The organism is Streptomyces sp. NBC_00210, assembly GCF_045160975.1.
Taxonomy (GTDB): Bacteria; Actinomycetota; Actinomycetes; order Streptomycetales; family Streptomycetaceae; genus Streptomyces.
Genome location: NZ_CP108120.1, coordinates 5814211 through 5839671 on the forward strand (window position 1 = coordinate 5814211; position 25461 = coordinate 5839671).

Genomic DNA, 25461 nt, shown 5'->3' on the forward strand with positions numbered 1-25461 from the left:
GGGAGCGCAGAGACACGAGCGCACATTCAACAGGCCACGGCGGACATCCACCAGGGATTCATGGCGCGTACCCGGTTTGACCCCCTGGGGCGGGCCCCGTAACCTTGACCCTCGGTGTGTTTCCATGCACGCCCACCCCTGAGCAACTCCCTCCCGACGGCTCCGCCGGTTCGGGAGAGGCCGCTCGTCCTTCCGGATCGCCGCAGGCTTCGGCCTGTGCGAGCGGCTGGCATCAGAGGTTCCGTTCCGAGCGAGAGAGAGATCCGCGTGTACGCCATCGTGCGCAGCGGTGGTCGCCAGCACAAGGTTGCTGTCGGCGACATCGTTGAGGTTGACAAGATTTCCACTGCCAAGGTTGGCGACACGGTCGAGCTCTCGACCCTGCTCGTTGTCGACGGTGACGCCGTGACCAGCGACCCGTGGGTGCTGGCCGGTATCAAGGTCACGGCCGAGGTCGTGGACCACCACAAGGGCGCGAAGATCGACATCCTTCGCTACAAGAACAAGACCGGCTACCGCCGTCGCCAGGGTCACCGTCAGCAGTACACGGCGATCAAGGTCACCGGCATCCCCGCGGCTGCGAAGTAAGGGACTGAGGAGAGATGGCACACAAGAAGGGCGCATCGTCCACTCGGAACGGGCGCGACTCCAACGCTCAGCGGCTCGGCGTGAAGCGCTTCGGCGGTCAGGTCGTGCTCGCCGGTGAGATCCTGGTCCGCCAGCGCGGCACTCACTTCCACCCGGGTGCGGGCGTCGGTCGCGGTGGCGACGACACCCTGTTCGCGCTGCAGCCCGGTGCCGTGCAGTTCGGCACGCACCGTGGCCGCAAGGTCGTGAACATCGTTCCGGTCGCCTGATCGGAAGCTTTGCGAGGGCGGACTTCACTTCCCGTTCGGGAAGTGGGTCCGCCTTTCGCGTGTTGTGCAAGAGACACAGCACGTCTCAGACATTTCCGTACTTACTGGAGGCACGTACCCATGACCACCTTCGTGGACCGCGTCGAGCTGCATGTCGCCGCGGGTAACGGAGGCCACGGCTGCGCCTCCGTACACCGGGAAAAGTTCAAGCCGCTCGGCGGCCCCGACGGCGGCAACGGCGGCCGCGGCGGTGATGTGATCCTGGTCGTCGACCAGTCGATCACCACGCTCCTCGACTACCACCACAGCCCGCACCGCAAGGCCACCAACGGTCAGCCCGGTGCCGGCGACAACCGCTCCGGCAAGGACGGCCAGGACCTGGTCCTGCCCGTGCCGGACGGCACCGTCGTACTCGACAAGCAGGGCAATGTGCTCGCCGACCTGGTCGGCCAGGGCACCACCTTCATCGCGGGCCAGGGCGGCCGCGGCGGCCTCGGCAACGCCGCGCTGGCCTCCGCCCGCCGCAAGGCGCCCGGCTTCGCGCTGCTCGGCGAGCCGGGCGAAGCACGTGACGTGGTGATGGAGCTCAAGACCGTCGCCGACGTGGCGCTGGTCGGCTACCCGAGCGCCGGCAAGTCCTCGCTGATCTCGGTGCTCAGCGCGGCCAAGCCGAAGATCGCGGACTACCCCTTCACGACGCTCGTGCCGAACCTCGGCGTGGTCACCGCCGGGTCGACCGTCTACACCATCGCCGACGTCCCCGGCCTGATCCCGGGCGCCAGCCAGGGCAAGGGCCTGGGCCTGGAGTTCCTGCGCCATGTCGAGCGCTGCTCGGTGCTGGTGCATGTGCTGGACACCGCGACGCTGGAGTCCGACCGTGACCCGGTCTCCGACCTCGACATCATCGAGGAGGAGCTGAAGCAGTACGGCGGGCTCGACGACCGCCCGCGGATCGTCGTCCTCAACAAGATCGACATCCCGGACGGCCAGGACCTCGCGGACATGATCCGCCCGGACCTGGAGGAGCGCGGCTACCAGGTCTTCGAGGCCTCGGCGGTGGCTCGTACGGGCCTGAAGGAGCTGTCCTTCGCCCTCGCCGACATCGTCGCCAAGGCGCGCGCGGCCAAGCCGGTGGAGGAGGCGACCCGTATCGTCATCCGCCCGAAGGCGGTCGACGACGCGGGCTTCACGGTCGTCAAGGAGGAGGACGGCCTCTTCCGGGTGCGCGGCGAGAAGCCGGAGCGCTGGGTGCGCCAGACCGACTTCAACAACGACGAGGCCGTCGGCTATCTGGCCGACCGCCTCAACCGCCTCGGTGTCGAGGAGGAGCTGATGAAGGCCGGTGCCCGTGCCGGCGACGGTGTGGCCATCGGCCCCGAGGACAACGCGGTCGTCTTCGACTGGGAGCCCACGATGATGGCGGGCGCGGAAATGCTGGGCCGACGCGGTGAGGACCACCGCCTTGAGGCTCCGCGTCCGGCGGCGCAGCGGCGCCGGGACCGCGAGGCGGAGCGGGACGACGCGCAGCGCGAGTTCGACGAGTTCGACCCCTTCTAGAGCCGAGCCCCAGATGTGAGCGTGGTCGGCTGACGCCCGCCGCGCCGGTTCATCAGCTTGTGCCCTGTCCTGCGCAGCTCGCGGGACAGGGCACAGTGGGTGCGTACGACGTGTTCGTCCCGTTCTGCTCCACCGCATCCTGCTAAATCGTCGGATCAGGGCAACCTCCCGGCTGCCAGGCCCGTCTAGCTGGCGTGACGGGGCCTCATTTGTACGCCACCCGAGTCTCAGCTGAACGGAGCACCAAGGGCCGATGAAGATCTCCTTCCTCATCCATACCGTTTACGGTATTGGCGGGACGATCCGCACCACCCTCAACCTCGCCGAAGAGCTTGTGAACAGGCACGAGGTGGAGATCGTCTCGGTCTTCCGGCACCGTGACATCCCGCTCTTCACCATCGACCCCCGCATCTCCGTCGTCCCCCTCGTCGACACCCGGCCGAACTCGCCGACGAACGAGAAAGAGCACCCCTTCCAGCTCCAGCCCGCCGCGTTCTTCCCGCAGAGCGAGGCGCGTTACAAGGAGTACAGCCGCCTCACCGACGACCGCGTCCGCGCGCACTACGCCGCCTCCGACGCGGACATCGTCGTCGGCACCCGGCCCGGACTCGTCGCGTATGTCGCGCAGTTCGCCCCCGACGGGGCGGTCCGCATCGGCCAGGAACACATGACGCACAACCACCACAAGTCGGCGCTGCGGGCCGAGATGTACGAGCATCTCGCCGCGATCGACGCCTTTGTGACGGTCTCCGAGGGTGACGCCGCGGTCTGGCGGGAGAAGATGCCGCTGCCCAGTACCCGCGTGCTGTCCATCCCCAACAGCGTCCCCGAGCCGCAGATCGCTCCCTCCGACGGGACGGGCAAGGTCGTCGTCGCGGCGGGCCGCCTCGCGTCCGAGAAGCAGTACAACGTCCTCATCAACGCCTTCGCCAAGGTCACCGAGGTGCGGCCGGACTGGGTGCTGCGCATCTACGGCGGCGGCGACCGGCGCCCGGGGCTCCGCGACCAGATCCTGAAGATGGGCCTGTACAACAAGGTCCACCTGATGGGGCCGCATTCACCCATCGAACCCGAGTGGGCCAAGGGCGCCATCGCCGTCTCCACCTCGCGCCACGAGTCGTTCGGCATGACGCTGGTGGAGGCCATGCGCTGCGGTCTGCCGATGATCTCCACCGACTGCGACTACGGACCGCGCGAGATCATCAAGGACGGTGTGGACGGCCTTCTTGTGCCGGTCGGCGATGTGAAGGCCGTCGTCGACGCGCTGCTCAAGCTGATCGACGACGAGGATCTGCGGCGCCGGCTGGGCACGGCCGCGCGGGAGAGCGCCCGCCGCTTCGACCCCGCGCAGGTCGTCAAGGAGTACGAGAACCTCTTCGAGGAGCTGGTCGCCGCCACATCACAGCGCAGCCCGGTACCGGACTTCGCGCCCGTGGGTGACTGCGTCGTGCGCAGCGACGGCGAGCTGGCCATCACGCTGGTCGGCCCGCGTCCGGCGGCCGATGACGCCGGGCTGCAGCTGCTGTGCGTACGGACCGAGGGCAGCACCGAGGTCCGTACCTTCCCCTTCGGCCAGGACGGGGTCGCGACAATACCGGCCGGCGAGCAGCTCGGCGAAGGTCTCTGGGAGCTCTTCGCCGAGTCGGCGGCGACGGGTGGGCGCGCCCGCCTCGGCAGCCGCAATGTCGACCAGCGTGGCGCCATGCATGCCGCCGACCGGCTGGTGCCCGGCGGCCCCGTCCGCAACCTCGTGCCGTATGTCGACAAGGCCAGGGGCACGCTCGTGCTGCGGTCGTGGGTCCGTCCCGTACATGCGGAGGCCGGGCACGTCCGGCTCGTCGGCAAGAAGATCGCCCTGTCCGGCAGCCTGCTCGGCCCGGCGACGGTGGTCGGCGACCCGGTGCTCGTACTGCGGCGTCGCGGCAAAGGGCACGAACTGACCTTCACCGGGCAGTGGGACGGCGAAAACGGCTTCCACTTCGCTGTTCCCTGCGCGGCGCCTGCCGCTCAACAAATCACCGCACACGATGTCTGGGACGTATTTGTCCGCTATGCATCGAATGCCCAACCAGTGAAGGTGGGCAGGATGCTTGACGACGTGGTGATGAAGAAGGACATCTACAACTATCCGCTGACCATCCTCCCGAAGAGGAGGAAGGGGAGTCTTGTGCGCGCGCTCGCGAAGAATGTCCTCAGGAGGCCGAAGCAGCGGGTACGGGTCCGCTTCCTCTACACGGCCTCCAACGATCTGGCTCTCAACGTGGTTGATCTGTAGAGATTTCCCGCACATGGATTCCGCGGGTCGGACTCGTTAAGGCTTTTTGGGTGCAGGAGTGATGTGCAACTCGTTCCCGTGTGGTGTCGGTCACTCGGTCAATCGCCGGGCATGGCCTAATCCGCCCTGTTCACAAGGCAAACAACAGGTTGCGCAGCGGTGTGGAGTGAAAGGCGAGCGCCTTGCGAGACGGTAACGCAGAGTGCAACTATCGGAATGTTCCCCAGCCCCCGCAAGGTAGGTCGTCGTCTGTGTCAGTGCAGCCCATAGCCAAGCCCCGCACCACAGCAGTCGTGCTCGCCGGTGGTACCGGCCAGCGCGTGGGCCTGTCGATCCCCAAGCAGCTGCTGAAGATCGCCGGCAAGGCTGTCATCGAGCACACGCTGACGATCTTCGAGCAGGCCGAGTCCATCGATGACGTGATCGTGCTGATGGCGCCGGGTTTTGTGCCTGACGTGGAGAAGATCATCGCAAAGGCCGGACTGGCCAAGGTCACCCGGGTCATCGAAGGCGGCTCGACCCGCAACGAGACCACCGAGCGCGCGATCGCCGCGCTGAGCGAGGGACTTGCCGACGGCGAGGACCGCAACGTCCTGTTCCATGACGCTGTCCGTCCGCTTTTGTCACAGCGTGTGATCCAGGACTGTGTCGACGCCCTCGACCGCTACCAGGCCGTCGATGTCGCAATCCCGTCGGCGGACACGATCATCGTGACCCGCACCCACGGCGAGGATGGCGAGTTCATCACCGACGTCCCCGACCGCTCGCGGCTGCGCCGCGGTCAGACGCCGCAGGCCTTCAAGCTCTCCACCATCCGCAGGGCGTACGAGGTAGCGGCGGGCGACCCCAACTTCCAGGCCACCGACGACTGTTCGGTCGTTCTGAAGTATCTGCCGGACGTGCCGATCTATGTCGTCGCGGGCGACGAGTACAACATGAAGGTGACCCAGCCGGTCGACGTGTTCATCGCCGACAAGCTGTTCCAGCTGGCCACGACCACCTCGCCGCGGCAGGCGGACGAGGCGGCGTACCGCGAACTGCTCGCGGGCCGCACCCTGGTCGTCTTCGGCGGCTCGTACGGCATCGGCGCGGACATCGCCGAACTGGCGAAGCGGTACGGCGCCCATGTGTACGCGCTCGGCCGCTCCACCACCGGTACGCATGTCGAGAACCCCGAGCACGTCGACGACGCCCTGTCCAAGGCGTACTCCGAGACCGGCCGGATCGACTACGTCATCAACACCGCGGGCGTGCTGCGCATCGGCAAGCTCGCGGAGACGGACAACACCACCATTCAGGAGGCGTTGAACGTCAATTACCTGGCGCCGGTCCAGATTGCCCGTGCCTCGTACAAGTATCTGGCGGAGACCAAGGGGCAGCTGCTCCTGTACACCTCCTCCAGTTACACCCGCGGGCGCGCCGAGTACAGTCTCTATTCGTCGACCAAGGCGGCCATGGTCAACCTGACCCAGGCCCTCTCCGACGAATGGGCCGGCGAAGGAATTCGCGTGAACTGCGTGAATCCGGAGCGCACGGCGACCCCGATGCGCACCAAGGCCTTCGGCCAGGAGCCGAGCGGTTCGCTGCTCTCCTCCGAGGCGGTGGCCAGGAGTTCTCTCGACGTTCTGCTCTCCGAGCTGACCGGCCACGTCATCGACGTACGGCAGCAGGACCCGACCCGCGAGGCCAGCGAGGCGTCCGGGTTCGAGCAGGCATTGGCATCCGTCCTGGATCGTCAGGAAGATGTGTAATAATTACGAATAATTGAATTTAGGGCCTCTGGGGTCGCCGAAATTGCGATCGCGGAGGCCCGAATTCGTGAAGCCTGGTCTTCGCGATTGCTTATTTAATGTGGTAAAACCGGCACCCCCTGGAGCAGGTTCTTGATTTCGACCGCCATTCGTCTGGCCCGCGTGGGCAGCGGATCTGAATTGGTCGCCGCAGTCCTACTGGGACTGGGCTTTCCGTGCGCGCTCATCGCCGCGCTGATTCCCAGTTTCTGGGGCTTCGTCGCGGCCGCTGTCGTGACGTATGTCGCGGACTGGTACCTGCATCAGCGGGGCAGTTATCTCGTCAACAGACTGAACAAGATCAAGTTTGGTCTGCCGATGCACTTCCTGGTGCGTCAGCTGCTGCTGGTGCTGCTGCTGTCCCGGCTGAACCTCGCCGATCAGACGCTCTTCTACCTCGCGGTCGGCGGCTTCCTGCTCATCTTCGGCCTCCAGGCCCCGCACGGCGCCCTGGCCACCCTGATCCGGCTGCGCCGCACCATGCCGGTGGTGACGCGCAATGTCGACCTGTACGGCCTGAAGATCCCGGACGCTCCGCCGAAGCTGCTGCTGCGCCGTTCCTCGGAGAAGATGCTCCACCTGGACATCCCCGCCGTGGCGGGCGTGCTGGCCGCCACCCGGATGGACACCGACGTCGTCGCGTACGTCGGCCTCGGCGTCAGCGTCGGCCTGGCCGTCCTCTACACCGCGGCTCTGTTCCGGTACATCCGGGCGAGCCGGCGCGTGCCCACCGCGGCCAAGGTGCTCAAGGGGATCGACGCCTGGCTGAACGAGTACCGGCCGACCGTGGTCCTGTACTTCTCCGGCTCCAAGGAGTCGGCGTACCAGGTGAAGATGTGGATCGAGACGATGGAGCAGCTGGAGGCCCGGCCGCTGATCATTCTGCGCGAGCGCTACATCGTGCCGCAGCTCGGTGAGACCTCGGTGCCGGTCATCTGTGTGCCGGGCGGCATCCATCTGATGAACATGGACCTGTCCACGGTCCGCGTCGCGCTGTACCCGGCCAACGTCGGCAAGAACATCCACATCCTGCGCGTACCGACCATGAAGCACGTCTTCATCGGGCACGGCGACAGCGACAAGGTGGCCAGCGTCAACCCGTTCAGCAAGGTGTACGACGAGGTGTGGACGGCCGGCCGCGCGGGCCGCGACCGCTACGCCCTCGCGGACATCGGCGTACGCGACGAGGACATCGTCGAGGTGGGCCGCCCCCAGCTGGCCTCCATCAAGACCGGGACCGGCACCCCGAAGAACCCGATCCCGACCGTCCTGTACGCCCCCACCTGGGAGGGCTGGGACGACAACCCGGGCAACACCTCGCTGCTGCTGGCCGGCGAGAACATCGTCAAGGGCCTGCTCAACGCCGAGCGTCCGGTCCGTCTGATCTACAAGCCGCACCCCTTCACCGGCACGCGCAGCGCCAAGGCCAAGGCGGTGCACACCCGCATCATGGCGATGGTCGACAAGGCCGCCGCCGCCCGCGCCGCCGAGCCCCGCTGGGCCAAGGAAGCCGCCGCCGCACAGGCCGACCAGGCTGGTGCGCAGGCGACGCTGGCCCGCGTCCAGGCGCGGCTGGCCGAGCTGTCCAAGCCCGGCCGGGCGGGCGGCGACGAGTCGGAGGTCTCGCGGGTCTCGCTCGCCGACCCGCAGCGACTCGCGGAGATCAAGAGCCTGCGGGCCGAGTGGAACGACGCGTACTGGCGCTCCTTCGGCTGGTGGGAGCACAAGACGGTGACCGGCTCGCAGCCGCATCTGTACGACTGCTTCAACGAGGCGGACGGCATGGTGTCCGACATCTCCAGCGTGGTCTCGGACTTCATCGCGAGCGGCAAGCCGTATGCCGTGACCGACTCGGCCGAGGTGGGTGCCGAGGAGTTCAAGCGGCAGAACACCGCCGTCCGGGCCGCGGTCATCCTCTCCAACGACGCAGCGGAACTGGGCGAGTTCCTGGACGCCGTCGCCGATCCGGCGGCGGACGCCCTCACGGATGCGCGGCGTGAGCTGAAGCGCTATCTGCTCGGGCCCGACGAGCCGACCTCCATCGAGCAGTTCAACGCCGCGGTGGCGGCCCTGGCCGCCCGGTCCGAGGCGCGCAACGCGGGCTCCGGCCAGCAGCTGGTCGAACTGTCGATGGACGACGTGGCGGACGTTGCCGCGGAGGACGCCGCGCCCGGTGAGGGCGAGAGCGCTGCCGGGACCGAGTCCGAGACCGGGACCGGGACCACGGCAGCAGGCCTGGACCCGTCGGTCGCCCGCTGACGTACCGGGGCAGTTGCAACGCACGACGGCCCGCACTCCTCTCGTACGGAGCTCATACGGAGCTCGTACGGACAAGGAGTTGCGGGCCGTTTCGCGTCCTGTAACAGGACGGCGCAGTGGCAGCGGCAGGATGGGGCCATGAACGGCAATGAACCCGATGTCAGCGTGATCATCGGGGCCTATGACGCCATGCCCTACCTGGTGCGCTGCCTGGAGTCGGTCGAGGCACAGACCATCGGCGCAGACCGGATCGAGATCGTCGCCGTCGACGACGGTTCGACGGACGGCACGGGGGAGTGCCTGGAGGAGTTCGCGGCCCGCGGCAAGGCCGAGATGCGAGTGGTGCGGCAGACCAACTCCGGTGGCCCCGGCGGCCCGCGCAATCTCGGGCTCTCGCTCGCCCGCGGCCGCTATGTCTTCTTCCTCGACGCCGACGACCACCTCGGTGACGAGGCGCTGGAGCGGATGGTCGCGGTGGCCGACCGGGCCGGCACCGACGTGGTGCTCGGGCGCATGGAGGGCGTCAACAGGGGCGCCCCCCAGTCGATGTACCGCAAGAGCGCCGAGCGGACGGACGTCTTCTCCTCCAACATCAAGTTCACGCTGAGCGCGCAGAAGCTCTTCCGGCGCGAGCTGCTCGTACGCCACGATCTGCACTTCGACGAGGGCATGCGGCTCGGCGAGGACGCGCTGTTCACCATGGAGGCGTATCTGCGGGCCGACGGCGTCTCCGTCGTCGCCGACTACACCTGCTACTACCTGGTCGGCCGGGACGACGGCAAGCACGTCACCAAGGGCGTCGACCACGCGGCCATCATCGAGGCGGCGCACGCCCTGATGAAGCTGATCGCGGCGCATGTGCCGCCCGGCGACCGGCGTGACCTGCTGATGGTCAGGCCCTTTGTGACCTCGCTGCTGCCCCAGTTGGGACCGATCGTGCTGAAGCAGCCGGACGAGCGGGGGCGGGACAAGCTCGGCCTCGTGGCACCGCTGATGGACGCGTACTGGACCGACGGCGTGGCGCGCCGCCTCAAGGTCGGCCAACGGCTGCGGCTCACCTGCGCCCCCGCGGGCCGCTTCGACGTCCTCAAGGACGTTCTCGCCTTCGAGCGGGCCGGGAGCGTACCCGGCGTGGTGCAGCGGGACGGGCACCGGTATCTCGCCTATCCGCACTTCGGGGCGGGGGTGGAGGGGTTCCCCGACGCGGTCTACGAGGTGCGCGTCGCCGAGCAGGTCGGTGGGGAGCGTGTCACGCCGCTCCAGGCGTATTCGGCGCCGGGCCCGCGAGGCGCCTCGTTCGTACGGCGTGTGGTGCACCGCCTGACGAGATGAGCGGTGACAGGGACCCGGTGCGCGCCCGGGCCGCCACCGTCTGTCCAGCGAGTGGAATACGCGCGCACCCGCCACGCGCGCTGGCATAGATTCAGCTCTGTGACAGTGGCAAGACAGCAGGTAACGCAAGCGCGCAGGATCGTCGTCAAGGTCGGCTCGTCCTCGTTGACCACCGCGTCCGGCGGACTCGACGCCGATCGCGTCGACGCCCTCGTCGACGTGCTCGCCAAGATCCGCAGCGGCGGCGAGAAGGAGATAGTGCTGGTCTCCTCCGGCGCCATCGCCGCGGGCCTCGCACCGCTGGGCCTGGCCCGCCGCCCCAAGGACCTGGCCCGCCAGCAGGCCGCCGCAAGCGTCGGTCAGGGACTGCTCGTCGCCCGCTACACGGCCTCCTTCGCGCGCTACGGCGTACGCGTCGGCCAGGTCCTCCTCACCAGCGACGACACCAGCCGCCGTGCCCACTACCGCAACGCCTACCGGACCCTGGACCAGCTGCTCGACATGGGCGCCGTCCCCGTCGTCAACGAGAACGACACGGTGGCCACCGACGAGATCCGCTTCGGCGACAACGACCGTCTCGCGGCCCTCGTCGCCCATCTCGTACGGGCCGATCTGCTGGTGCTGCTCTCGGACGTCGACGGCCTCTACGACGGAGACCCGGCCAAGTCCGGCAGTCGGCGGATCGACGAGGTGCGCGGCCCGGACGACATCGCCCATGTGCAGATCGGCAGCTCTGGCAAGGCCGGAGTCGGCACCGGCGGCATGGTCACCAAGGTCGAGGCGGCCAGGATCGCGGCGGCCGCCGGCGTCCCCGTCGTCCTCACCTCCGCCGTCCGGGCCGCCGACGCTCTCACCGGCCGCGCCACCGGCACCTACTTCCACAGCACCGGACGCCGCTCCGCCGACCGGCTCTTGTGGCTCGCCCACGCCTCGACCCCGCAGGGCTCGCTGACACTGGACGACGGTGCGGTACGGGCCGTCGTGCAGGGCCGGAAGTCGCTTCTGCCGGCCGGGATCGCCGCGGTCGAGGGCGAGTTCAGCGCCGGGGACCCGGTCGAGCTGCGCGACACCGAGGGCCGGGCGGTGGCCCGCGGGCTCGTCAACTTCGACGCCAAGGAGATCCCGCAGCTGCTCGGCCGCTCCACCCGCGAGCTCGCCCAGGAGCTGGGCCCGGAGTACGAGCGCGAAGTCGTACACAGGGACGATCTGGTCGTCCTGCAGCCCTGAATCGGCTGAAAGACCGGTCTTCCGACAGGCACCTTCACCAAAAGCGCCCCATGCTCCGTCCCGGACTGGTCAACTTTGTTGCGGAGGAATGGCGGGGTACAGCAGGACGACACATGCAACAGGAGGCCGCCGGTGAGACGAGCGCGCCCAGGGGATGTGCCCCGCGGGTCGGGGGGCATCCCTCACGCCCGTAGGGCCGTGGGCGAGGAACGCGCCCTGACCAGCGTCGGTGCGGGTGCGGACTTCGACGACGTCAGCGACGCCGAAGCAGGTCAGCAGACCGGATCCGAGACGGGCGCTCACAGCAGGGAACGTGTGCAGTCGAAGCTGTGGCACATCACGCTCAGCGTCTCCGGAGCCGAAGCCCCGCTGAAGGAGGTCCGGCGTGGTCTGGAACAGCTCGCGCACGATCACCCCTTCCTGCTGACCAGCCGGTATGCCAACGACCACGCGGAGATCCGCTACTGGGAGGAGGCGCGGGACCTGCACGACGCCGCAGCGGTCGCGCTGCGCCTGTGGGGCGAGCACCGCTCCAGCGCCAGGCTTCCACCGTGGGAGATCGTCGGCCTCGAGGTCATCGACCGCCAGACCTACCACCAGCGCATCGCGGAGGGGTACGGCCCGCCACCGGCCGCCCCCGTGGGCGTGCATCCCTTCTGAGGCTTCTGTCTCGCAGTGCGGAATACGTGAGGGACGCCCGCTGAAGTGGCACTACCCTGCGGGTATGACGACGTCGCCGCTTTCGCCGTACGACAACCTCTCCCCGGTCGCCCAGGCCGCCTACCGGGCCCGTGGCGCGGCCGCCGACCTCGCGCCGCTGCCGCGGTCGGCGAAGGACGACGCGCTGCTGGCGATCGCGGACGCGCTCGAGGTCCGTACCAGCGAGATCGTTACGGCCAACGCCGAGGACATCGCCCGCGCCCGGGAGGCGGGTACCAGCGAGTCGATCATCGACCGGCTCACCCTGACCCCGGAGCGGGTGCGGGCCATCGCCGCCGACGTGCGGCACGTGGCCGCGCTGCCCGACCCGGTCGGCGAGGTGGTGCGCGGCTCGACCCTGCCCAACGGCATCGACCTGCGCCAGGTGCGCGTCCCTCTCGGCGTCGTCGGGATCATCTACGAGGCCCGGCCGAACGTCACCGTGGACGCCGCGGCCCTCTGCCTGAAGTCCGGCAACGCGGTGCTGCTGCGCGGCTCCTCGTCCGCCTACTCATCCAACAGCGCACTGGTGAAGGTCCTGCGGGACGCCGTCGGCGGCTCGGGCCTGCCGGCCGACGCGGTGCAGCTCGTGCCCGGTGAAAGCCGCGATTCCGTACGGGAGTTGATGCGCGCCCGCGGCTTGGTCGACGTGCTCATCCCGCGCGGCGGCGCCTCCCTCATCCGTACTGTCGTCGAGGAGTCCACCGTCCCGGTCATCGAGACCGGCACCGGTAACTGCCATGTGTATGTCGACGCCGAGACCGACATCGACATGGCCGTGGACATCCTGATCAACTCCAAGGCGCAGCGCCCGAGCGTCTGCAACGCCGCCGAGACGCTCCTGGTCCACCGGGACGTCGCAGCCGCATTCCTGCCGCGCGCCCTGGACGCGCTCGCCGACTCCGGGGTCACCGTGCACGGCGACGAGCGAGTGCTGGAGTACGCCGACGCCACCAAGGCCACCCTCGTGGCGGCCACGGCGGAGGACTGGGAGACCGAGTACCTCTCGTACGACATCGCCGCCGCCGTCGTCGAGTCCCTGGACGCGGCCGTCGCGCACATCCGGCTCTGGTCCTCCGGGCACACGGAGGCGATCGTCACGACCTCGCAGGCGGCGGCCCGCCGGTTCACCCAGTTGGTGGACTCGACCACGGTCGCCGTGAACGCGTCCACGCGTTTCACGGACGGTGGCCAGTTCGGTTTCGGTGCCGAGATCGGAATTTCCACGCAGAAGCTGCACGCACGCGGCCCGATGGGGCTGCCGGAGCTGACCTCGACGAAGTACATCGTGACAGGAGACGGTCACACTCGGTAGCTGTCGGCCAGGTCACTCGGGCAGCCGGAGTTCGGACTCTGTCTGCCCAAACCGACCGGCCAGGTCTACTCTGAAGGCGTGCCGGACGACGTGGGGGGCAGGCCGTTCCCGGACGGCTGGGAGCCCGACGACGACCGCGGGGGCGCGGACGAGGACTTCGCCACCGTGGTGTTCGACGAGGACTTCGTACGGGCCGCCGAGTTCCATGAGCCGACCGCCGTCGAGCGGCTTCTGGCTGCCGCCCAGGCCCGCGCCGAGGCCGACGCCGCACGGGGCAGATCCCGCGGCGGAGTGCCCGACGAAGAGCTCTACGACGATGGGTACGGCCTCGGAGAGTACGGCCGGGAGCGGGCGTACGACGACGGCACCGACTTTGACGACGACGAGTACGGCGGGCCGTACGGCAGGCACGGCGGTGCGCTGCGCCCCTACCGCGGCAGCGCCCGCTGGCACCGGCCCGTGGCCTGGATACTCGCCCTGGTGATGGGCATCGGAATGGTCGCCCTCGCCTTCACGGCCGTCTACCGAGGGGCCGCTGGCAACCGCCAGGACCGGGTGCCGCCGCCCGCCACGACCGGCGTCGACGCCACACCCACGAACGGCTCGGCCACGGACCGGGTGAGCGGGCCCTCCGCCTCCGCGGAGTACTCCGCGCCGCCAGTCTCAGCCGACCCTCGCACCCCCTGATTCCCTGGACGCGCACCCTCTGACCTTTCTTGACCGCCCTGACCGCCCTGACCTCCTTGGAACGGCCTCTGATCAGCCCTTGAGCAGCTCCTCCCCAGCCACTGTGCGAGCTCTTGAACGACCGCGTGAGAACTCGTCAGAGTTTGTCGTGCACCACGGCGTTTACCGTGGCCCCGCCGGACCTACCCTGAAAGTATGGCTGGGCGCAGAGACCCGCCTGAGGGGACACCCGAGGGGCTCCCCGGCGGTGGTGAGGACGAGTACCGATCCGTCGTCTTCGACGAATCGTTCGTACGGGCTGCGCGGCTGCAGGAATTCTCCGCGCAGGAGCGGATGGCCGAGCACTCCCGTGCAGTGCGCAGCCTCCCCGCCTGGGGCCGCAGGACCGGGGCCAAGCAGATCCTGGTGCTTGTCCTGCTGATCGCGATGGCCTTCGGCACCGCGATCTACCTGGGCATCCGGCATCCGTACCAGACCCCGGCCTACAAGCCGGCGGAACCGTTGCGTATCACCTTCATTCCGCTCGCACCCCAGGGACCGGTCCCTGGCGGCACTCCCGCCGACCTCTATGCGCACAGCCCTGCCGCGAACTTCCGCATCGGTGCCGCGGGCATCAATCTGCCCGGCGCCCGGCACACCAAGAGCTTCTCCGAGAGCCAGGTGATGATGGCTCTGACCACCGCGAAGGACTACCTGGTGGAGTCCTCACTCGACCCCGATGTCCTTACGGGCGGCTCGGTGCGACCGGTCCGGTTGCTGCTCGACCCGGACCAGTACGGCCAGTTCGACCGGAGCATGACCTCTCCCGCCGCCGACGGCCGCCACGCCGCCAGCGGGTGGCTGGTGCGCTACGACCCGGCGAAGGTGGCGCTGGCAAACCCTCAGGTGAGGGTGCAGGGCACGCTGCGCGTCGCCGAGGCGGGGCCCGACGCCCTGGAGGTGACGTCGGACCACACCTTCGCCTACGCACTGCGGCCGGCCGGGGTGAACGGCACGCGGGCGGGCGATGCCTCGCTGTTCACCGTCCGCCGCGAGCTGCACTTCCGCTTCGACCGGGACGATCTGCGCCAGCACCGCGCGGAGGTGCTGGTCAGCTATGTCCAGGCCGGGCCCCAAGCCTGCTCGGCGGACACGACCGGCGTCCTGCGTCCCCTGCTCGCCGGCGAGCGGGGGACGGCGTCCGGGCCGGCCGGAACCGACCCGTACGCAACGGGCCGGCCCACCGCGGCGCTCTGCGGCACGCTGGCACCGGGCGCGCAGCCGTCGCCGTGACCGGCGCCGTGCGCTCGCCGCAACCGGTGATTCGCGCCTGTCATGCCCGGGCTTGAGCGCTTGCCGTGCCGTCGCGGTCCGTTCCTGGCCCGTCCGCGCCGCTTCAGCTCTCGCCCTGACCCCCGCCGCTCCCGTTCTCGCTCGCCGGGCCGCTGCCGTTGCCGTTCGCCTCGCTCCCACCGGAGCTTCCGCCCGAGCCCGAGCCCGAGCTGCTGCCGGCCGCGGTGGTGAACTTGTCCCGCAGCTTCCCGCCCAGGTCGCCCGCGCCGCCGGCTATGTCGCCGACCAGCTTCATCAGCGGGTCCTTGCTTGTGCGCACCGTCTCCGCATAGTGCGACGCGGACTCGCGGAAGGAGTCGGAGACCGAGGTGTCCTTGTCCTCCGTGCGCCGCGGGTAGTGGCCGTCCATGATCCGCTGGTAGTCGCGGCTCGCGGCCCACTTCTTCAGCTCGGCGGCCCGCACCGTGGTGAACGGGTGCGAGCGCGGCAGCACGTTGAGGATCTTCAGCACGGAGTCGCGCAGATCGCCGCCCGCCTCGTACTCCTCGGCCTGCTCGAGGAACGCGTCGACGTTCATCTCGTGCAGATGATTGCCACCGGCGATCTTCATCAGGCCGCGCATCGACGCCTGCAGGTCCTGGCCGACCAGCAGCCCGGCGCGGTCCGCCGAAAGCTCCGACTTGCGGAACCACTCACGCAGCGCCGTGACGATCGCCATGATCGCGAAATTGCCGAGCGGAATCCATGCGATCTTCAGCGCGAGGCTGGTGAGGAAGAGCAGTATCGTGCGGTAGACGGAGTGGCCGGAGAGCGCATGGCCCACCTCGTGCCCGACGACGGCCCGCATTTCCTCCTCGTCGAGCAGTTCCACCAGACCGGTGGTGACCACGATGATCGGCTCGTCCAGGCCGATACACATGGCATTGGGCCGCGGGTCCTGCGTGACGTACATCGCGGGGACCTTCTCCAGGTCCAGGATGTAGCAGGCGTCCCGGAGCATGGTGTTCAGATGCGCGAACTGCGCGTCGCTCACCCGCACCGAGTCGGAGAGGAAGAGCAGTCGCAGGCTGCGCTCCGGCAGCAGTCCGCTCAATGCCTTGAAAACGGTGTCGAAGCCGCTGAGCTTGCGCAGGGCGACCAGCGCCGAGCGGTCCGCGGGATGTTCGTACGCACGTGAGGAGATGCCCGGGAAGCGCTTGCGCTGCCTGCTGGGCACGTTCTCGTTATTGCTGTCTGTCATTCAAGCCCCCTGATGCCCCTGTTTGGTGCGAGTGCTGGCTCGTCCCCCTGACGGACCCCAGCGTAGGTGCTGGGGCTACCGTGTGGCGGGGGCTGTGGATAACTGAGGAGTAGACCCGACATGCCGGACACCGCCGCACTGCTCGCCGCCGCATCCGAACAGCAGGGACTGGGCAATACGCTGCGGCTCCTGCTGATCGCGTCGATCGTCGGAGCCGCCCTGCTCGCCTGGTTCCTGCTGCGCGGCTACCGCGGTAACGGCACCGACGACCGTGACAACGACTGAGTCGCCGTGAGCGTGCCCGGGCGGCCCGCATACGATGTGCGCGAAGTCTCTCCGCTCCGTCGGATAGTCGCCTGAACCCGTCCCGAGCTCCGACTCCCGATCGATAGGTACTGCTGAAGATGAGCCTCGCCAGCACCGCCGCCAACCTGGTCACTCTCGCCGAAGGCGGCGAGCACGGTGGCAACCACGAAAGCCTCAGCCCCTACCTGACGGGTGGCGGCGCACTCTTCACACTCCTGCTGCTGCTGTGGATCACCACCCGCTTCAATCGCGACCGCTGAGTCCGGGCCGAGCCGTCGTGCCAGTAGGCTCTGCACGCATGGGAGAGCAGAAAGTGCCTACCGGTCCCGGTTCCGGTTCCGGCAAGCGCCGAATCGGCGTGATGGGCGGGACGTTCGACCCGATCCACCATGGACACCTGGTGGCCGCCAGTGAGGTGGCCGCCCTGTTCCACCTCGACGAGGTGGTGTTCGTACCGACCGGGCAGCCGTGGCAGAAGAGCCACAAGGCGGTTTCTCCGGCCGAGGACCGCTATCTGATGACGGTCATCGCCACGGCGTCCAACCCGCAGTTCTCGGTGAGCCGCATCGACATCGACCGCGGCGGGCCGACGTACACGATAGACACGCTGCGGGACTTGCACTCGCTCAACAAGAACGCGGATCTTTTCTTCATCACCGGAGCCGACGCTCTCTCCCAGATCCTGGGCTGGCGCGACGCCGAAGAGCTGTTCTCGCTCGCCCACTTCATCGGTGTGACCCGGCCGGGTCACGACCTGACGGACGATGGGCTGCCCGAGGGTGGGGTTTCCCTGGTGGAGGTTCCGGCGCTGGCGATCTCGTCGACCGACTGCCGGGCGAGGGTCGCCGAAGGCGATCCGGTCTGGTACCTGGTTCCGGACGGTGTGGTGCGCTACATCGACAAGCGCCAGTTGTACCGCGGCGAGTGAGCCACGGAGAGGGGCACCGTTGAACGACCAGCAAAATCCGTACGACCCGTACTACCAGCAGCCGCAGATCATCGGCTACGACGAGTACGGGCAGCCGGTCTATCAGCAGCCCCAGCAGTACGACCCCTACGCGCAGCAGCAACCGCAGCACCCTCAGCAACAGCACCCGCAGCAACCGCAGGGACCCGATCAGGGCTACCGCTACGACCCGTACGCCCAGCAGCCGCCGGGGACCGACCAGGCCCAGCAGTACGACCCGTACGCCCCCTACCCCCAGCAGGGCCAGGGGCAGCAGGGCTATGGCTACGGCTACGACACCGGTCAGCAGCCCGCGGTCGTCGACACCACCCAGCAGTGGAACATCCCCCAGCAGCAACTGCGGCAACAGCAGCAGGCTCCGGCCGAGCCGCCCGTGCGGGCACCCGGGCCCGACCAGGGGCATGCCGCCGTGCCCGGGCAGCGCCGACCCGAGGCCGAACGTGAATACGGCACCGAGCAGTTCTCCTTCATCGAAGAGCCGGACGAGGACTCCGAAGATGTCATCGACTGGCTGAAGTTCACCGAGAGCCGCTCCGAGCGGCGCGAGGAGGCCAAGCGCCGCGGCCGCAACCGCTTCGTCGCGCTCGTGGTCGTGCTGGCGCTCGCCGTCGTCGGCGGCGTCGGCTACCTCTGGTACGCGGGCAAGCTGCCCGTGATCTCGGACACGGAGAAGAAGAGCAACACCGCGACGGGACCGCAGAAGCGGGACGTGATCGTGGTGCATCTGCACAACACCAAGAAGAAGGGCACTTCGACCGCCCTTCTCGTCAACAACGCCACCACCAAGCAGGGCACCACCGTCCTGCTTCCCAACTCCCTCTCCGTTGCCAACGACGACGGCACCGCCACCACGCTCGGCAAGTCGGTCGACGACGACGGATCGACGGGCACGCGCGAGGCGATCGGCACCCTCCTGGGCGCCAGGATCACCGGCACTTGGCGGCTCGACACCCCGTACCTGGAGAACCTCGTCGAGCTGGTCGGCACCATCGACCTGACCACCGACACCGAGGTGCCCGGCGCCAAGAAGGGCGAGGCGCCGCTGGTGAAGAAGGGCGAGAACCAGACGCTGAACGGGCGGGCAGCCGTCGCGTACGCCACCTACCTCGGGCCCGGCGAGGCCGAGGCCAAGCAGCTGCAGCGCTTCGGCCAGGTCATGCAGGCCGTCCTCAAGAAGTTCCCCGACGACCCCAAGTCGGCGACCGTCACGGTGGAGACGCTGGCGCAGATCCTCGACCCGTCGCTGCGCGAGAGCGACCTGGGCGCCGCGCTCGCCAAGCTCGCCGAGCACGCCAAGGGCGGCGACTACAAGACGGCGCTGCTGCCGGTCCAGCAGGACGGCACGCTCACCGCGCAGGCCGCCGACAGCGTCGTCGAGGACATCCTGGGCGGCGAGGTCACCGCACCGGACAAGGGCGCGGCCGTGCGCGTGGGGATCAAGAACGCCACCGGGAACGCCGGCTTTACCGAGAAGGCCCGGATCGCCTTGGTCAACGGCGGCTACTCGGTCCTCGACGGCGGCAAGGCGGACACCGAGTCTGCCTCGAAGGTCACGTACGGGAACGAGGCACAGAAGGCGAAGGCGGTGGAGGTAGCCAAGACTCTGGGACTGCCGGCGAGCGCGGTCAAGAAGGGCGCCGCGGCCGCCAACGCGGATGTCTCCGTGGTGCTCGGCAAGGACTACAAGCCGACCGGCCAGGACGAGTGAGACCGGCGACAGGGGACCGTGATCGGAGATCGACCGGCGAGTGATCGAGGAGCGAGTGATTGAGGGGCGGTCGACGGGCGGTCGACTGGCAGCCACGGCGACTGATCAGGGCGGGCGCCCCGGCTCGTGATCAAGACCCTCGATCGTGACCCCGCGGCCATGCCCCGTGATCGACGCTCGTGATCGACGCTCGTGATCAAGGCTTGTGATCAGGGTCGAATAATCCCGGCATGGGCTGTCGGTGGTCCGTGAGACCCTTGAGGGGTACCTGACCGCCGACGAAAGCCTGCTTGTGACCGCCACGGACCGCTCCATCGAGCTCGTCAACACCGCCGCTCAGGCGGCTGCCGACCGGCTCGCGCACGACATCATCGCCTACGACGTCAGCGATGTGCTGTCGATCACCGACGCATTTCTGCTCGCCTCCGCGCCCAACGACCGCCAGGTCAAGTCGATCGTCGACGAGATCGAGGAGCGGCTGAACAAGGAGCTCGGCGCCAAGCCGGTGCGCCGCGAGGGCGACCGCGACGCCCGCTGGATCCTGCTCGACTACGTCGACATCGTCGTGCACGTCCAGCACAGCGAAGAGCGTGTCTTCTACGCCCTGGAGCGGCTGTGGAAGGACTGCCCGGAGCTGCCTCTCCCCGAGGACGCCCGGAAGACCCGCGGCAAGGCCGAGGAGCACGCCCGGCTTGCCGGCGGACCGGACGGTGAGCTGAGCTGAACGGCCGCGACAGGAGCAGCAAGCGAGACAGGGGTCGCCGTGTCGTCCTGTGGCGGCACGGCCAGACCGCGTGGAACCTGGAGCGCCGCTTCCAGGGCTCCACGGACATCACACTGACCGAGACCGGTGTCGCCCAGGCGCGCCGGGCGGCCCGGCTGCTCGCCTCCCTGCGGCCCGACGCGATCGTCGCCTCCGACCTCAAGCGGGCGGCGGCCACGGCCGGCGAGCTGGCCGGGATCACCGGACTCGACATCTCGTACGACGCCGCCCTGCGCGAGACATACGCGGGCGCCTGGCAGGGCCTGACCCACGACGAGATCGTCGCGCAGTACGGCGCGCAGTACGCCGCCTGGAAGCGCGGCGAGCCCGTGCGCCGCGGTGGTGGCGAGCTGGAGACCGAGGTTGCCGACCGGGCCGCTCCCGTGGTGCTGCACCACGCCGAGAAGCTGCCCGACGACGGCACGCTCGTCGTGGTCAGCCACGGCGGCACAATCCGCACCACCATCGGCCGGCTGCTCGGCCTGGAGGCCCACCACTGGGAGAGTCTCGGCGGCCTCTCCAACTGCTGCTGGTCGGTGCTCGGCGAGGGCGCGCGCGGCTGGCGACTGCTCGAGCACAATGCCGGCACCCTCCCGGAACCGGTCCTCGGCGACGACGACTGACCCCGCCCGGGCCCGGCCGTCGGCACCCCGCCCCCGGATTTCACTTTCCGGCAGGTCGCAGGCTAAAGTTCTTCTTGTTCGCAGCGCGGAGCGCGAAGAACACGCGGGGCTATAGCTCAGTTGGTAGAGCGCCTGCATGGCATGCAGGAGGTCAGGAGTTCAATTCTCCTTAGCTCCACAGTCGAGATCCCGTCCGGTCGATTCATTCGACCGGGCGGGATTTTTGCTTCCCAGCCATGCAGCCACGCGGCCGCGCAGTTCCCACATCAGTCGCGCAGTTCCCGCAGCAACTCGATCCGTCGCAGGCTCTCCTCGTCGTTCGGTGTGTAGGCGACGATCCGGCACTCCGGCATTCCGTTGATCGACAGCGATACGGAGGTCATCCGCACCTCGCCTATCTCCTCGTGCCGGAACGTCTTCACGCGCGGACCCGGCGGCAGGACGTTCCCGCTCTCCCACAGCTCGGCGAAGTAGTCGCTGGTGGCCGAGAGCCGGTGGACGAACGACTCCCAGGCGGGCTCGCCCACATGCCGGCCGTACGCACCGCGCAGCTGCGCCACCATCAGCGGCAGCTCCGAGTCGCGGAACACCACCGGGCAGGCCGGCTCGGGCAGCGTGAAGAGCGTCCACAGCACGTTGCGTATGCCGAATTGCTCCGCGCGGTTGAGCGCGAACAGATCGCGGTAGGCGGGGTTGGTCGCGAGCACGTCGTACCGCGCGTTGTAGACCACGGCGGGACGCGGGTCGAGGGCGTCGATGATGCCCTGGATCTCCGGGCTGACGCTCTCCGCCGCCTTCTGCGGGTGCGGGGCATACGGCACCTCCGCCAGGTGGTAGAGATGCTCGCGCTCCGGCTGGTCGAGGCGGAGCGTACGCGCCACGGCGTCCAGGACCTGGGCCGAGGCGTTGATCGGGCGGCCCTGCTCCAGCCAGGTGTACCAAGTGACGCCGACGCCGGAGAGCTGGGCGACCTCCTCGCGGCGCAGGCCAGGCGTGCGACGTCTCAGGCCCGGCGGCATGCCCACATCCGCGGGCGTCACCCGCGCCCGGCGGCTGCGCAGAAACGCGGCCAGCTCGGGTCTGCGGCGATGGTGCGCCGCGCCCGTGGTGTTCGTCGTCGTCGCCGTCATCGTGGTCACATCCCCCATGGTCGAGGCCGGCGCCGGCCGTTGCCAGGTGCTGTCAGTACCAGCATCAGCGGGCTCTCGTTACCCGTACCGGAACGCCGTCAGGCTCTCTGCCATGACGACGAACCCGGTACAGACTCCACGGCTCAGTAGACACCCAGCCACTGACAACCGGCCACGGCTGCTGCTCGCGATCGTGCTTGCCGCGCAGTTCATGGCGCTCCTCGACACCTTCATCGTCAATGTCGCGGCCCCCACCATCCGAATCGAACTCGACGCGTCCGGCGCGGGGTTGCAGCTGGTCATCGCCGGGTACACCATCTCGTACGCCGTCCTGCTGATCACCGGCGCCAGGCTCGGCGATCTGCTCGGGCACCGCCGGGCCTATCTGGGCGGGCTGTTGCTCTTCACCGCCGCCTCGCTCGCCTGCGGACTCGCCGCGGGCACCGGCCAGTTGATCGTCTTCCGGCTTGTCCAGGGCGCGGGTGCTGCCCTGATGATCCCTCAGGTGCTCAGCCTGATCCAGCGGAACTTCACCGGCGAGGGACGGGTGCGCGCGCTCGGCGCGTACTCCGCGGTTCTGGCCACCGGAGCCGCCGCCGGACAGGTCGTGGGCGGTGTTCTGGTCAGCGCCGATCTCTTCGGCGCGAGCTGGCGGCCGGTCTTCCTGGTGAACGTCCCCATCGGCCTCCTGCTGCTGGTGCTCGGCGCGCGGGCGCTGCCCAAGGACCGGCGCGACGAGCCCGAGCGCGCCCGCGGCCTCGATCTGCCCGGCCTGGTGCTGCTCGCCGCGGTCGTAACGCTCTTCACGGTGCCACTGGTGCTCGGGCAGGAGCAGGACTGGCCGGCCTGGTCCTGGCTCTCGCTCGCCGCCTCCGCGGTCCTTTTCGGCCTCTTCCTGGCGTACGAGTCGCGGCTCGCGGGACGCGGCGGCGCACCGCTGATCGCCCCGCGCGTGCTGCGCATCCCGGGCATGGGCCGCGCGGTGCTGCGAATCACACTCGTGATGGCAGTGAACGCCGGCTTCCTCTTCACTCTGACCCTGCATGTCCAGGGTGGTCTCGGCCACACTGCGCTCCGCGCGGGGCTGACGTTCGCGCCCACCGCGCTGATCTTCGGAGCGGTCGGTCTGACCTGGCGGCGCTGGCCCGCAGGTCTCCAAAAGGCCCTGGTCCCGGGCGGTTTCGCGCTCACCGCGCTGGCGTGTGTCGCGGTCGGTGCGGTGCTGCGGGACGGCGGTGACGGCGGACTGTGGCTGTACGTCGCCTTCATGGGCGTCGGCGCCGGTCTGGCGCTCGCTTACAGCCCCACGCTCACGGGCGCGCTCGCAACCGTACGGCAGCAGGACGCGGCGGACGCCAGTGGTCTGTTGGTGACGGTCACGCAGCTCGGCCAGCTGATCGGCGTCGCCGCATTCGGCACACTTTTCCTGAATCTGCAGACAGTACCCGGGGCGCAGGGGTCCGCGGACGCCCTGTGGGTGTGCGCCCTCGCGCTGGCGGCGGCGTCGATCTTGGGTGCGGTGGCCGGTCTCGTACGCAAACGCCAATGACCCTCTTGCGTGGCCATGGCAGAATCGGACGGCCGGAGGGGACACCGGCCAGTACGGGAGGGAGAGCACGATGTCCGCCAGGAACAGCGAGGAGGCCGATGACCTGCTTGCCACGGCGGAGGAACGTGCTCGTCTCAGCTGCCCCTCCTGCGGATCGGGGCATGTCGCCCAAGTCCTCGGCGACCATGGTGGAGTTTCCTACGTGTGCACGGCCTGCGGCCACAGCTGGAGCTGAATGATGGGTGCACACAGGCGGAAATGCGACTGGTGCGGCAGTGGTACGCCCATCGTCCGGGACATGGACCCGATCAATCCGGAGTACCAGTACTGGTGCGAGGAGTGCGCGCGGGCGCTGATCATAAAAGGCGACCCCATCGAGACCTACCGGGAACTCGAGGGGGAGCCGATCTACGGGCGGCTGCTGGATGAGCACTGCACCCTGAAACGGTTCTATTCGTTCGCCACAGCATGACCAGAACGGTCCCGGCCGTGAGCGGATAGAGAGCGGAAAGGACCATCTGGCTTCCGTTCTGGGCGAGTTCGAGCCGCCCTTGGCCGTGGGGCACCCACCACAGGGCATACGAAAAGAACACCAGCCCCGCCGCTGCGGCCCACCCCGTCCTGCCGCGTGCCGCCACCAGGAGCACCGTGGGCACGCACCACACCCAGTGGTGAGACCAGGAGATCGGACTGATCAGCAGCGCCGTCGCGGCACCGGCCACGACCGCGCAGGCGCGATCGCCGCGCAGCGCGCAATCCACGCCCACTCCGAGCCCCGCCAAGGCGGCGAGAGCGGCCGTCACGGCCCACCACGGCCCCGGATCGGGGGTGTGCAGCAGCCGGGCGAGCACACCGCGCAGCGACTGGTTGGCGGTGTTCTCGGCGCGGCCGACGCGGTCGGCCGCGAAGACCATGCCGGTCCAGAAGCGCCGGGAGTCGTAAGGAAGGGTGACGGCGGACGCGAGGGTCGCACCGAGAAAGACCGTGGTCGCGGTCGCCGCCCGCCGCAGCCATGGGTTCGGGCCCCCGCGCCCGGCCCGTACCAGTACCAGCCCTGCGATCAGTGCAAGCAGTGCGAAGAGCGCGGGAGTGAGCTTCACGGCGGCGGCGAACCCGATGCCCGCGCCCGAGACCCGGTGGCCCTCGCGGCGGGTGAAGTCCCACAGCACGGCGACCGCGAGCAGCAGATTGATCTGGCCGTACCGCACCGTGGCCCACACCGGCTCGCACCATACGGCCGCCGCCGCCACCCAGAGCGTCGCCGCAGGCCGGTCCGCACGCGGGTGGGTCAGCCGCAGGGAGAGGTCGACGAGGGCCACCAGGAGCAGCAGGTTCGCGGCGGTCGCCAGGGTGCGCATCTCGGGCACGCCGAGCAGCGTGAGCGGCGTGAACAGCAGTGCGGCGAACGGCGGATAGGTCGACGGGAGGTTCGCCTCGGTGGTGCGCATCGCGTAGAGGTCCGCCCCGGCGCGTACGGTCGCGCCTGCTGCCCGGTACACCATCAGGTCGATCATCGAGACGTTGACGGCGCGCTGCGCCAGCCAGAAGGCCGTGAAGGAGAGCAGACAGACTGCTGCGGCGACGAGGGTGGAACGTTGGATTCCGGGCCGCGTGATCATGGTCACGAAAGGGGACATTACCGGACCACTTCGTACAGGCCGGAAACGATTTGGTGATGCACCGGGGGGAGCGTGTACTCTTGGCGACGTCGCCGCGGGGGGAACCTTCACACAGGAAACCCCCAGCTGGAAGGCTGGCAGGCGGCACATCGCAAGGGGCTATAGCTCAGTTGGTAGAGCGCCTGCATGGCATGCAGGAGGTCAGGAGTTCAATTCTCCTTAGCTCCACTTCAAAGCAGACATAAGGAAGCGGGCCATCCGACCGGATGGCCCGCTTCCTTATGTG

At 68.8% G+C, this 25461-nt stretch carries 22 protein-coding genes, 2 tRNA genes and 1 pseudogene; 22 read left to right on the plus strand and 3 right to left on the minus strand.

The genetic code is table 11. The features are described 5' to 3' along the window. The first annotated feature begins 267 nt into the window (after positions 1–267). From rplU to OG729_RS26305, 12 genes are all read left to right on the plus strand, one after another. Entirely contained in the window at positions 268–588 is a 321-nt protein-coding gene (gene rplU, locus OG729_RS26250; protein WP_015033583.1) for a 50S ribosomal protein L21, read from the plus strand. Between the two features lie 14 nt (positions 589–602). Continuing rightward, positions 603–857: a 50S ribosomal protein L27 gene (gene rpmA / locus OG729_RS26255; protein ID WP_307663554.1), complete on the plus strand. Its 255-nt coding sequence runs from the start codon at positions 603–605 to the stop codon at positions 855–857. A 120-nt stretch (positions 858–977) separates the two neighbouring features. Beyond that, on the plus strand, positions 978–2414 hold the full coding sequence (gene obgE / locus OG729_RS26260; protein WP_360880994.1) for a GTPase ObgE: 1437 nt from the start codon (positions 978–980) through the stop codon (positions 2412–2414). A gap of 253 nt (positions 2415–2667) precedes the next feature. After that, a complete protein-coding gene (locus tag OG729_RS26265; RefSeq protein WP_405808313.1) occupies positions 2668–4689 on the plus strand; it encodes a glycosyltransferase family 4 protein in 2022 nt (673 codons plus the stop codon). 251 nt (positions 4690–4940) lie between these two features. After that, positions 4941–6440: a bifunctional cytidylyltransferase/SDR family oxidoreductase gene (locus OG729_RS26270; RefSeq protein WP_360880998.1), complete on the plus strand. Its 1500-nt coding sequence runs from the start codon at positions 4941–4943 to the stop codon at positions 6438–6440. A 162-nt stretch (positions 6441–6602) separates the two neighbouring features. Continuing rightward, a complete protein-coding gene (locus tag OG729_RS26275; RefSeq protein WP_405808314.1) occupies positions 6603–8738 on the plus strand; it encodes a hypothetical protein in 2136 nt (711 codons plus the stop codon). Positions 8739–8876: 138 nt separating this feature from the next. Further along, complete coding sequence (locus tag OG729_RS26280) at positions 8877–10070, plus strand: glycosyltransferase family 2 protein (protein ID WP_405808315.1); 1194 nt, start codon at positions 8877–8879, stop codon at positions 10068–10070. Between the two features lie 99 nt (positions 10071–10169). Continuing rightward, positions 10170–11297 carry a glutamate 5-kinase gene (gene proB, locus OG729_RS26285; RefSeq protein WP_360881004.1) on the plus strand — a complete coding sequence of 376 codons (1128 nt, stop codon included), beginning with the start codon at positions 10170–10172 and terminating at the stop codon, positions 11295–11297. A 132-nt stretch (positions 11298–11429) separates the two neighbouring features. Beyond that, positions 11430–11957 carry a hypothetical protein gene (locus OG729_RS26290; protein WP_360881006.1) on the plus strand — a complete coding sequence of 176 codons (528 nt, stop codon included), beginning with the start codon at positions 11430–11432 and terminating at the stop codon, positions 11955–11957. A 64-nt stretch (positions 11958–12021) separates the two neighbouring features. Continuing rightward, positions 12022–13311 (plus strand): glutamate-5-semialdehyde dehydrogenase, encoded by a 1290-nt coding sequence (locus OG729_RS26295; protein ID WP_360881008.1) that lies wholly within the window; start codon positions 12022–12024, stop codon positions 13309–13311. Positions 13312–13389: 78 nt separating this feature from the next. After that, on the plus strand, positions 13390–13998 hold the full coding sequence (locus tag OG729_RS26300; RefSeq protein ID WP_360881010.1) for a hypothetical protein: 609 nt from the start codon (positions 13390–13392) through the stop codon (positions 13996–13998). Between the two features lie 195 nt (positions 13999–14193). Further along, a complete protein-coding gene (locus tag OG729_RS26305; protein WP_405808316.1) occupies positions 14194–15270 on the plus strand; it encodes a hypothetical protein in 1077 nt (358 codons plus the stop codon). A 103-nt stretch (positions 15271–15373) separates the two neighbouring features. Here OG729_RS26305 and OG729_RS26310 read toward each other — a convergent pair whose 3' ends face one another. Next, positions 15374–16510, minus strand: a complete 1137-nt coding sequence (locus OG729_RS26310) for a M48 family metallopeptidase (protein ID WP_405808317.1) — start codon at positions 16508–16510, stop codon at positions 15374–15376. 120 nt (positions 16511–16630) lie between these two features. Here OG729_RS26310 and OG729_RS26315 point away from each other — a divergent pair, with 120 nt between their 5' ends. From OG729_RS26315 to OG729_RS26345, 7 genes are all read left to right on the plus strand, one after another. Beyond that, positions 16631–16795: a hypothetical protein gene (locus tag OG729_RS26315; RefSeq protein ID WP_360881016.1), complete on the plus strand. Its 165-nt coding sequence runs from the start codon at positions 16631–16633 to the stop codon at positions 16793–16795. Positions 16796–16914: 119 nt separating this feature from the next. After that, the gene (locus OG729_RS26320) at positions 16915–17076 is read left to right on the plus strand and encodes a hypothetical protein (RefSeq protein ID WP_360881018.1); all 162 of its coding nucleotides are present in this window, start codon (positions 16915–16917) and stop codon (positions 17074–17076) included. A 38-nt stretch (positions 17077–17114) separates the two neighbouring features. Then, a complete protein-coding gene (gene nadD / locus OG729_RS26325) occupies positions 17115–17744 on the plus strand; it encodes a nicotinate-nucleotide adenylyltransferase (RefSeq protein WP_405808318.1) in 630 nt (209 codons plus the stop codon). 19 nt (positions 17745–17763) lie between these two features. Continuing rightward, positions 17764–19491, plus strand: coding sequence for an LCP family protein (locus OG729_RS26330; protein ID WP_405808319.1), 1728 nt, complete (start codon positions 17764–17766; stop codon positions 19489–19491). 292 nt (positions 19492–19783) lie between these two features. After that, positions 19784–20215, plus strand: a complete 432-nt coding sequence (rsfS, locus tag OG729_RS26335) for a ribosome silencing factor (protein ID WP_360881029.1) — start codon at positions 19784–19786, stop codon at positions 20213–20215. Beyond that, complete coding sequence (locus tag OG729_RS26340) at positions 20212–20877, plus strand: histidine phosphatase family protein (RefSeq protein WP_360881031.1); 666 nt, start codon at positions 20212–20214, stop codon at positions 20875–20877. The genes rsfS and OG729_RS26340 overlap by 4 nt, the downstream gene beginning before the upstream one ends. A 105-nt stretch (positions 20878–20982) precedes the next feature. After that, positions 20983–21055, plus strand: a tRNA-Ala gene (locus tag OG729_RS26345). Positions 21056–21143: 88 nt separating this feature from the next. On the opposite strand, the gene OG729_RS26350 is transcribed toward OG729_RS26345, so the two are convergent. Then, positions 21144–22025, minus strand: coding sequence for a helix-turn-helix transcriptional regulator (locus OG729_RS26350; protein WP_405808320.1), 882 nt, complete (start codon positions 22023–22025; stop codon positions 21144–21146). A gap of 193 nt (positions 22026–22218) precedes the next feature. On the opposite strand from OG729_RS26350, the gene OG729_RS26355 reads away from it, so the two are divergent. Together OG729_RS26355 and OG729_RS26360 are read left to right on the plus strand one after the other, a co-directional pair. After that, on the plus strand, positions 22219–23556 hold the full coding sequence (locus OG729_RS26355; RefSeq protein ID WP_405811291.1) for an MFS transporter: 1338 nt from the start codon (positions 22219–22221) through the stop codon (positions 23554–23556). 238 nt (positions 23557–23794) lie between these two features. Next, a complete protein-coding gene (locus OG729_RS26360; RefSeq protein WP_040916346.1) occupies positions 23795–24028 on the plus strand; it encodes a hypothetical protein in 234 nt (77 codons plus the stop codon). On the opposite strand, the pseudogene OG729_RS26365 reads toward OG729_RS26360, so the two are convergent. Beyond that, a pseudogene (locus OG729_RS26365) lies at positions 24021–25175 on the minus strand (glycosyltransferase 87 family protein); the annotation flags it as partial. The gene OG729_RS26360 and the pseudogene OG729_RS26365 overlap by 8 nt on opposite strands. A 155-nt stretch (positions 25176–25330) precedes the next feature. Here OG729_RS26365 and OG729_RS26370 point away from each other — a divergent pair. Then, a tRNA-Ala gene (locus OG729_RS26370) sits at positions 25331–25403 on the plus strand. Positions 25404–25461 lie beyond the last annotated feature (58 nt).

Excerpts from the sequence above, each read along its gene's own strand:
- rpmA (WP_307663554.1), top strand. The coding sequence starts at position 603 with ATGGCACACAAGAAGGGCGCATCGTCCACTCGGAACGGGCGCGACTCC.
- obgE (WP_360880994.1), top strand. The coding sequence starts at position 978 with ATGACCACCTTCGTGGACCGCGTCGAGCTGCATGTCGCCGCGGGTAAC.
- OG729_RS26265 (WP_405808313.1), top strand. The coding sequence starts at position 2,668 with ATGAAGATCTCCTTCCTCATCCATACCGTTTACGGTATTGGCGGGACG.
- OG729_RS26280 (WP_405808315.1), top strand. The coding sequence starts at position 8,877 with ATGAACGGCAATGAACCCGATGTCAGCGTGATCATCGGGGCCTATGAC.
- OG729_RS26295 (WP_360881008.1), top strand. The coding sequence starts at position 12,022 with ATGACGACGTCGCCGCTTTCGCCGTACGACAACCTCTCCCCGGTCGCC.
- OG729_RS26305 (WP_405808316.1), top strand. The coding sequence starts at position 14,194 with ATGGCTGGGCGCAGAGACCCGCCTGAGGGGACACCCGAGGGGCTCCCC.
- OG729_RS26310 (WP_405808317.1), bottom strand. The coding sequence starts at position 16,510 with ATGACAGACAGCAATAACGAGAACGTGCCCAGCAGGCAGCGCAAGCGC.
- OG729_RS26315 (WP_360881016.1), top strand. The coding sequence starts at position 16,631 with ATGCCGGACACCGCCGCACTGCTCGCCGCCGCATCCGAACAGCAGGGA.
- OG729_RS26320 (WP_360881018.1), top strand. The coding sequence starts at position 16,915 with ATGAGCCTCGCCAGCACCGCCGCCAACCTGGTCACTCTCGCCGAAGGC.
- nadD (WP_405808318.1), top strand. The coding sequence starts at position 17,115 with ATGGGAGAGCAGAAAGTGCCTACCGGTCCCGGTTCCGGTTCCGGCAAG.
- OG729_RS26350 (WP_405808320.1), bottom strand. The coding sequence starts at position 22,025 with ATGGGGGATGTGACCACGATGACGGCGACGACGACGAACACCACGGGC.
- OG729_RS26355 (WP_405811291.1), top strand. The coding sequence starts at position 22,219 with ATGGCGCTCCTCGACACCTTCATCGTCAATGTCGCGGCCCCCACCATC.
- OG729_RS26360 (WP_040916346.1), top strand. The coding sequence starts at position 23,795 with ATGGGTGCACACAGGCGGAAATGCGACTGGTGCGGCAGTGGTACGCCC.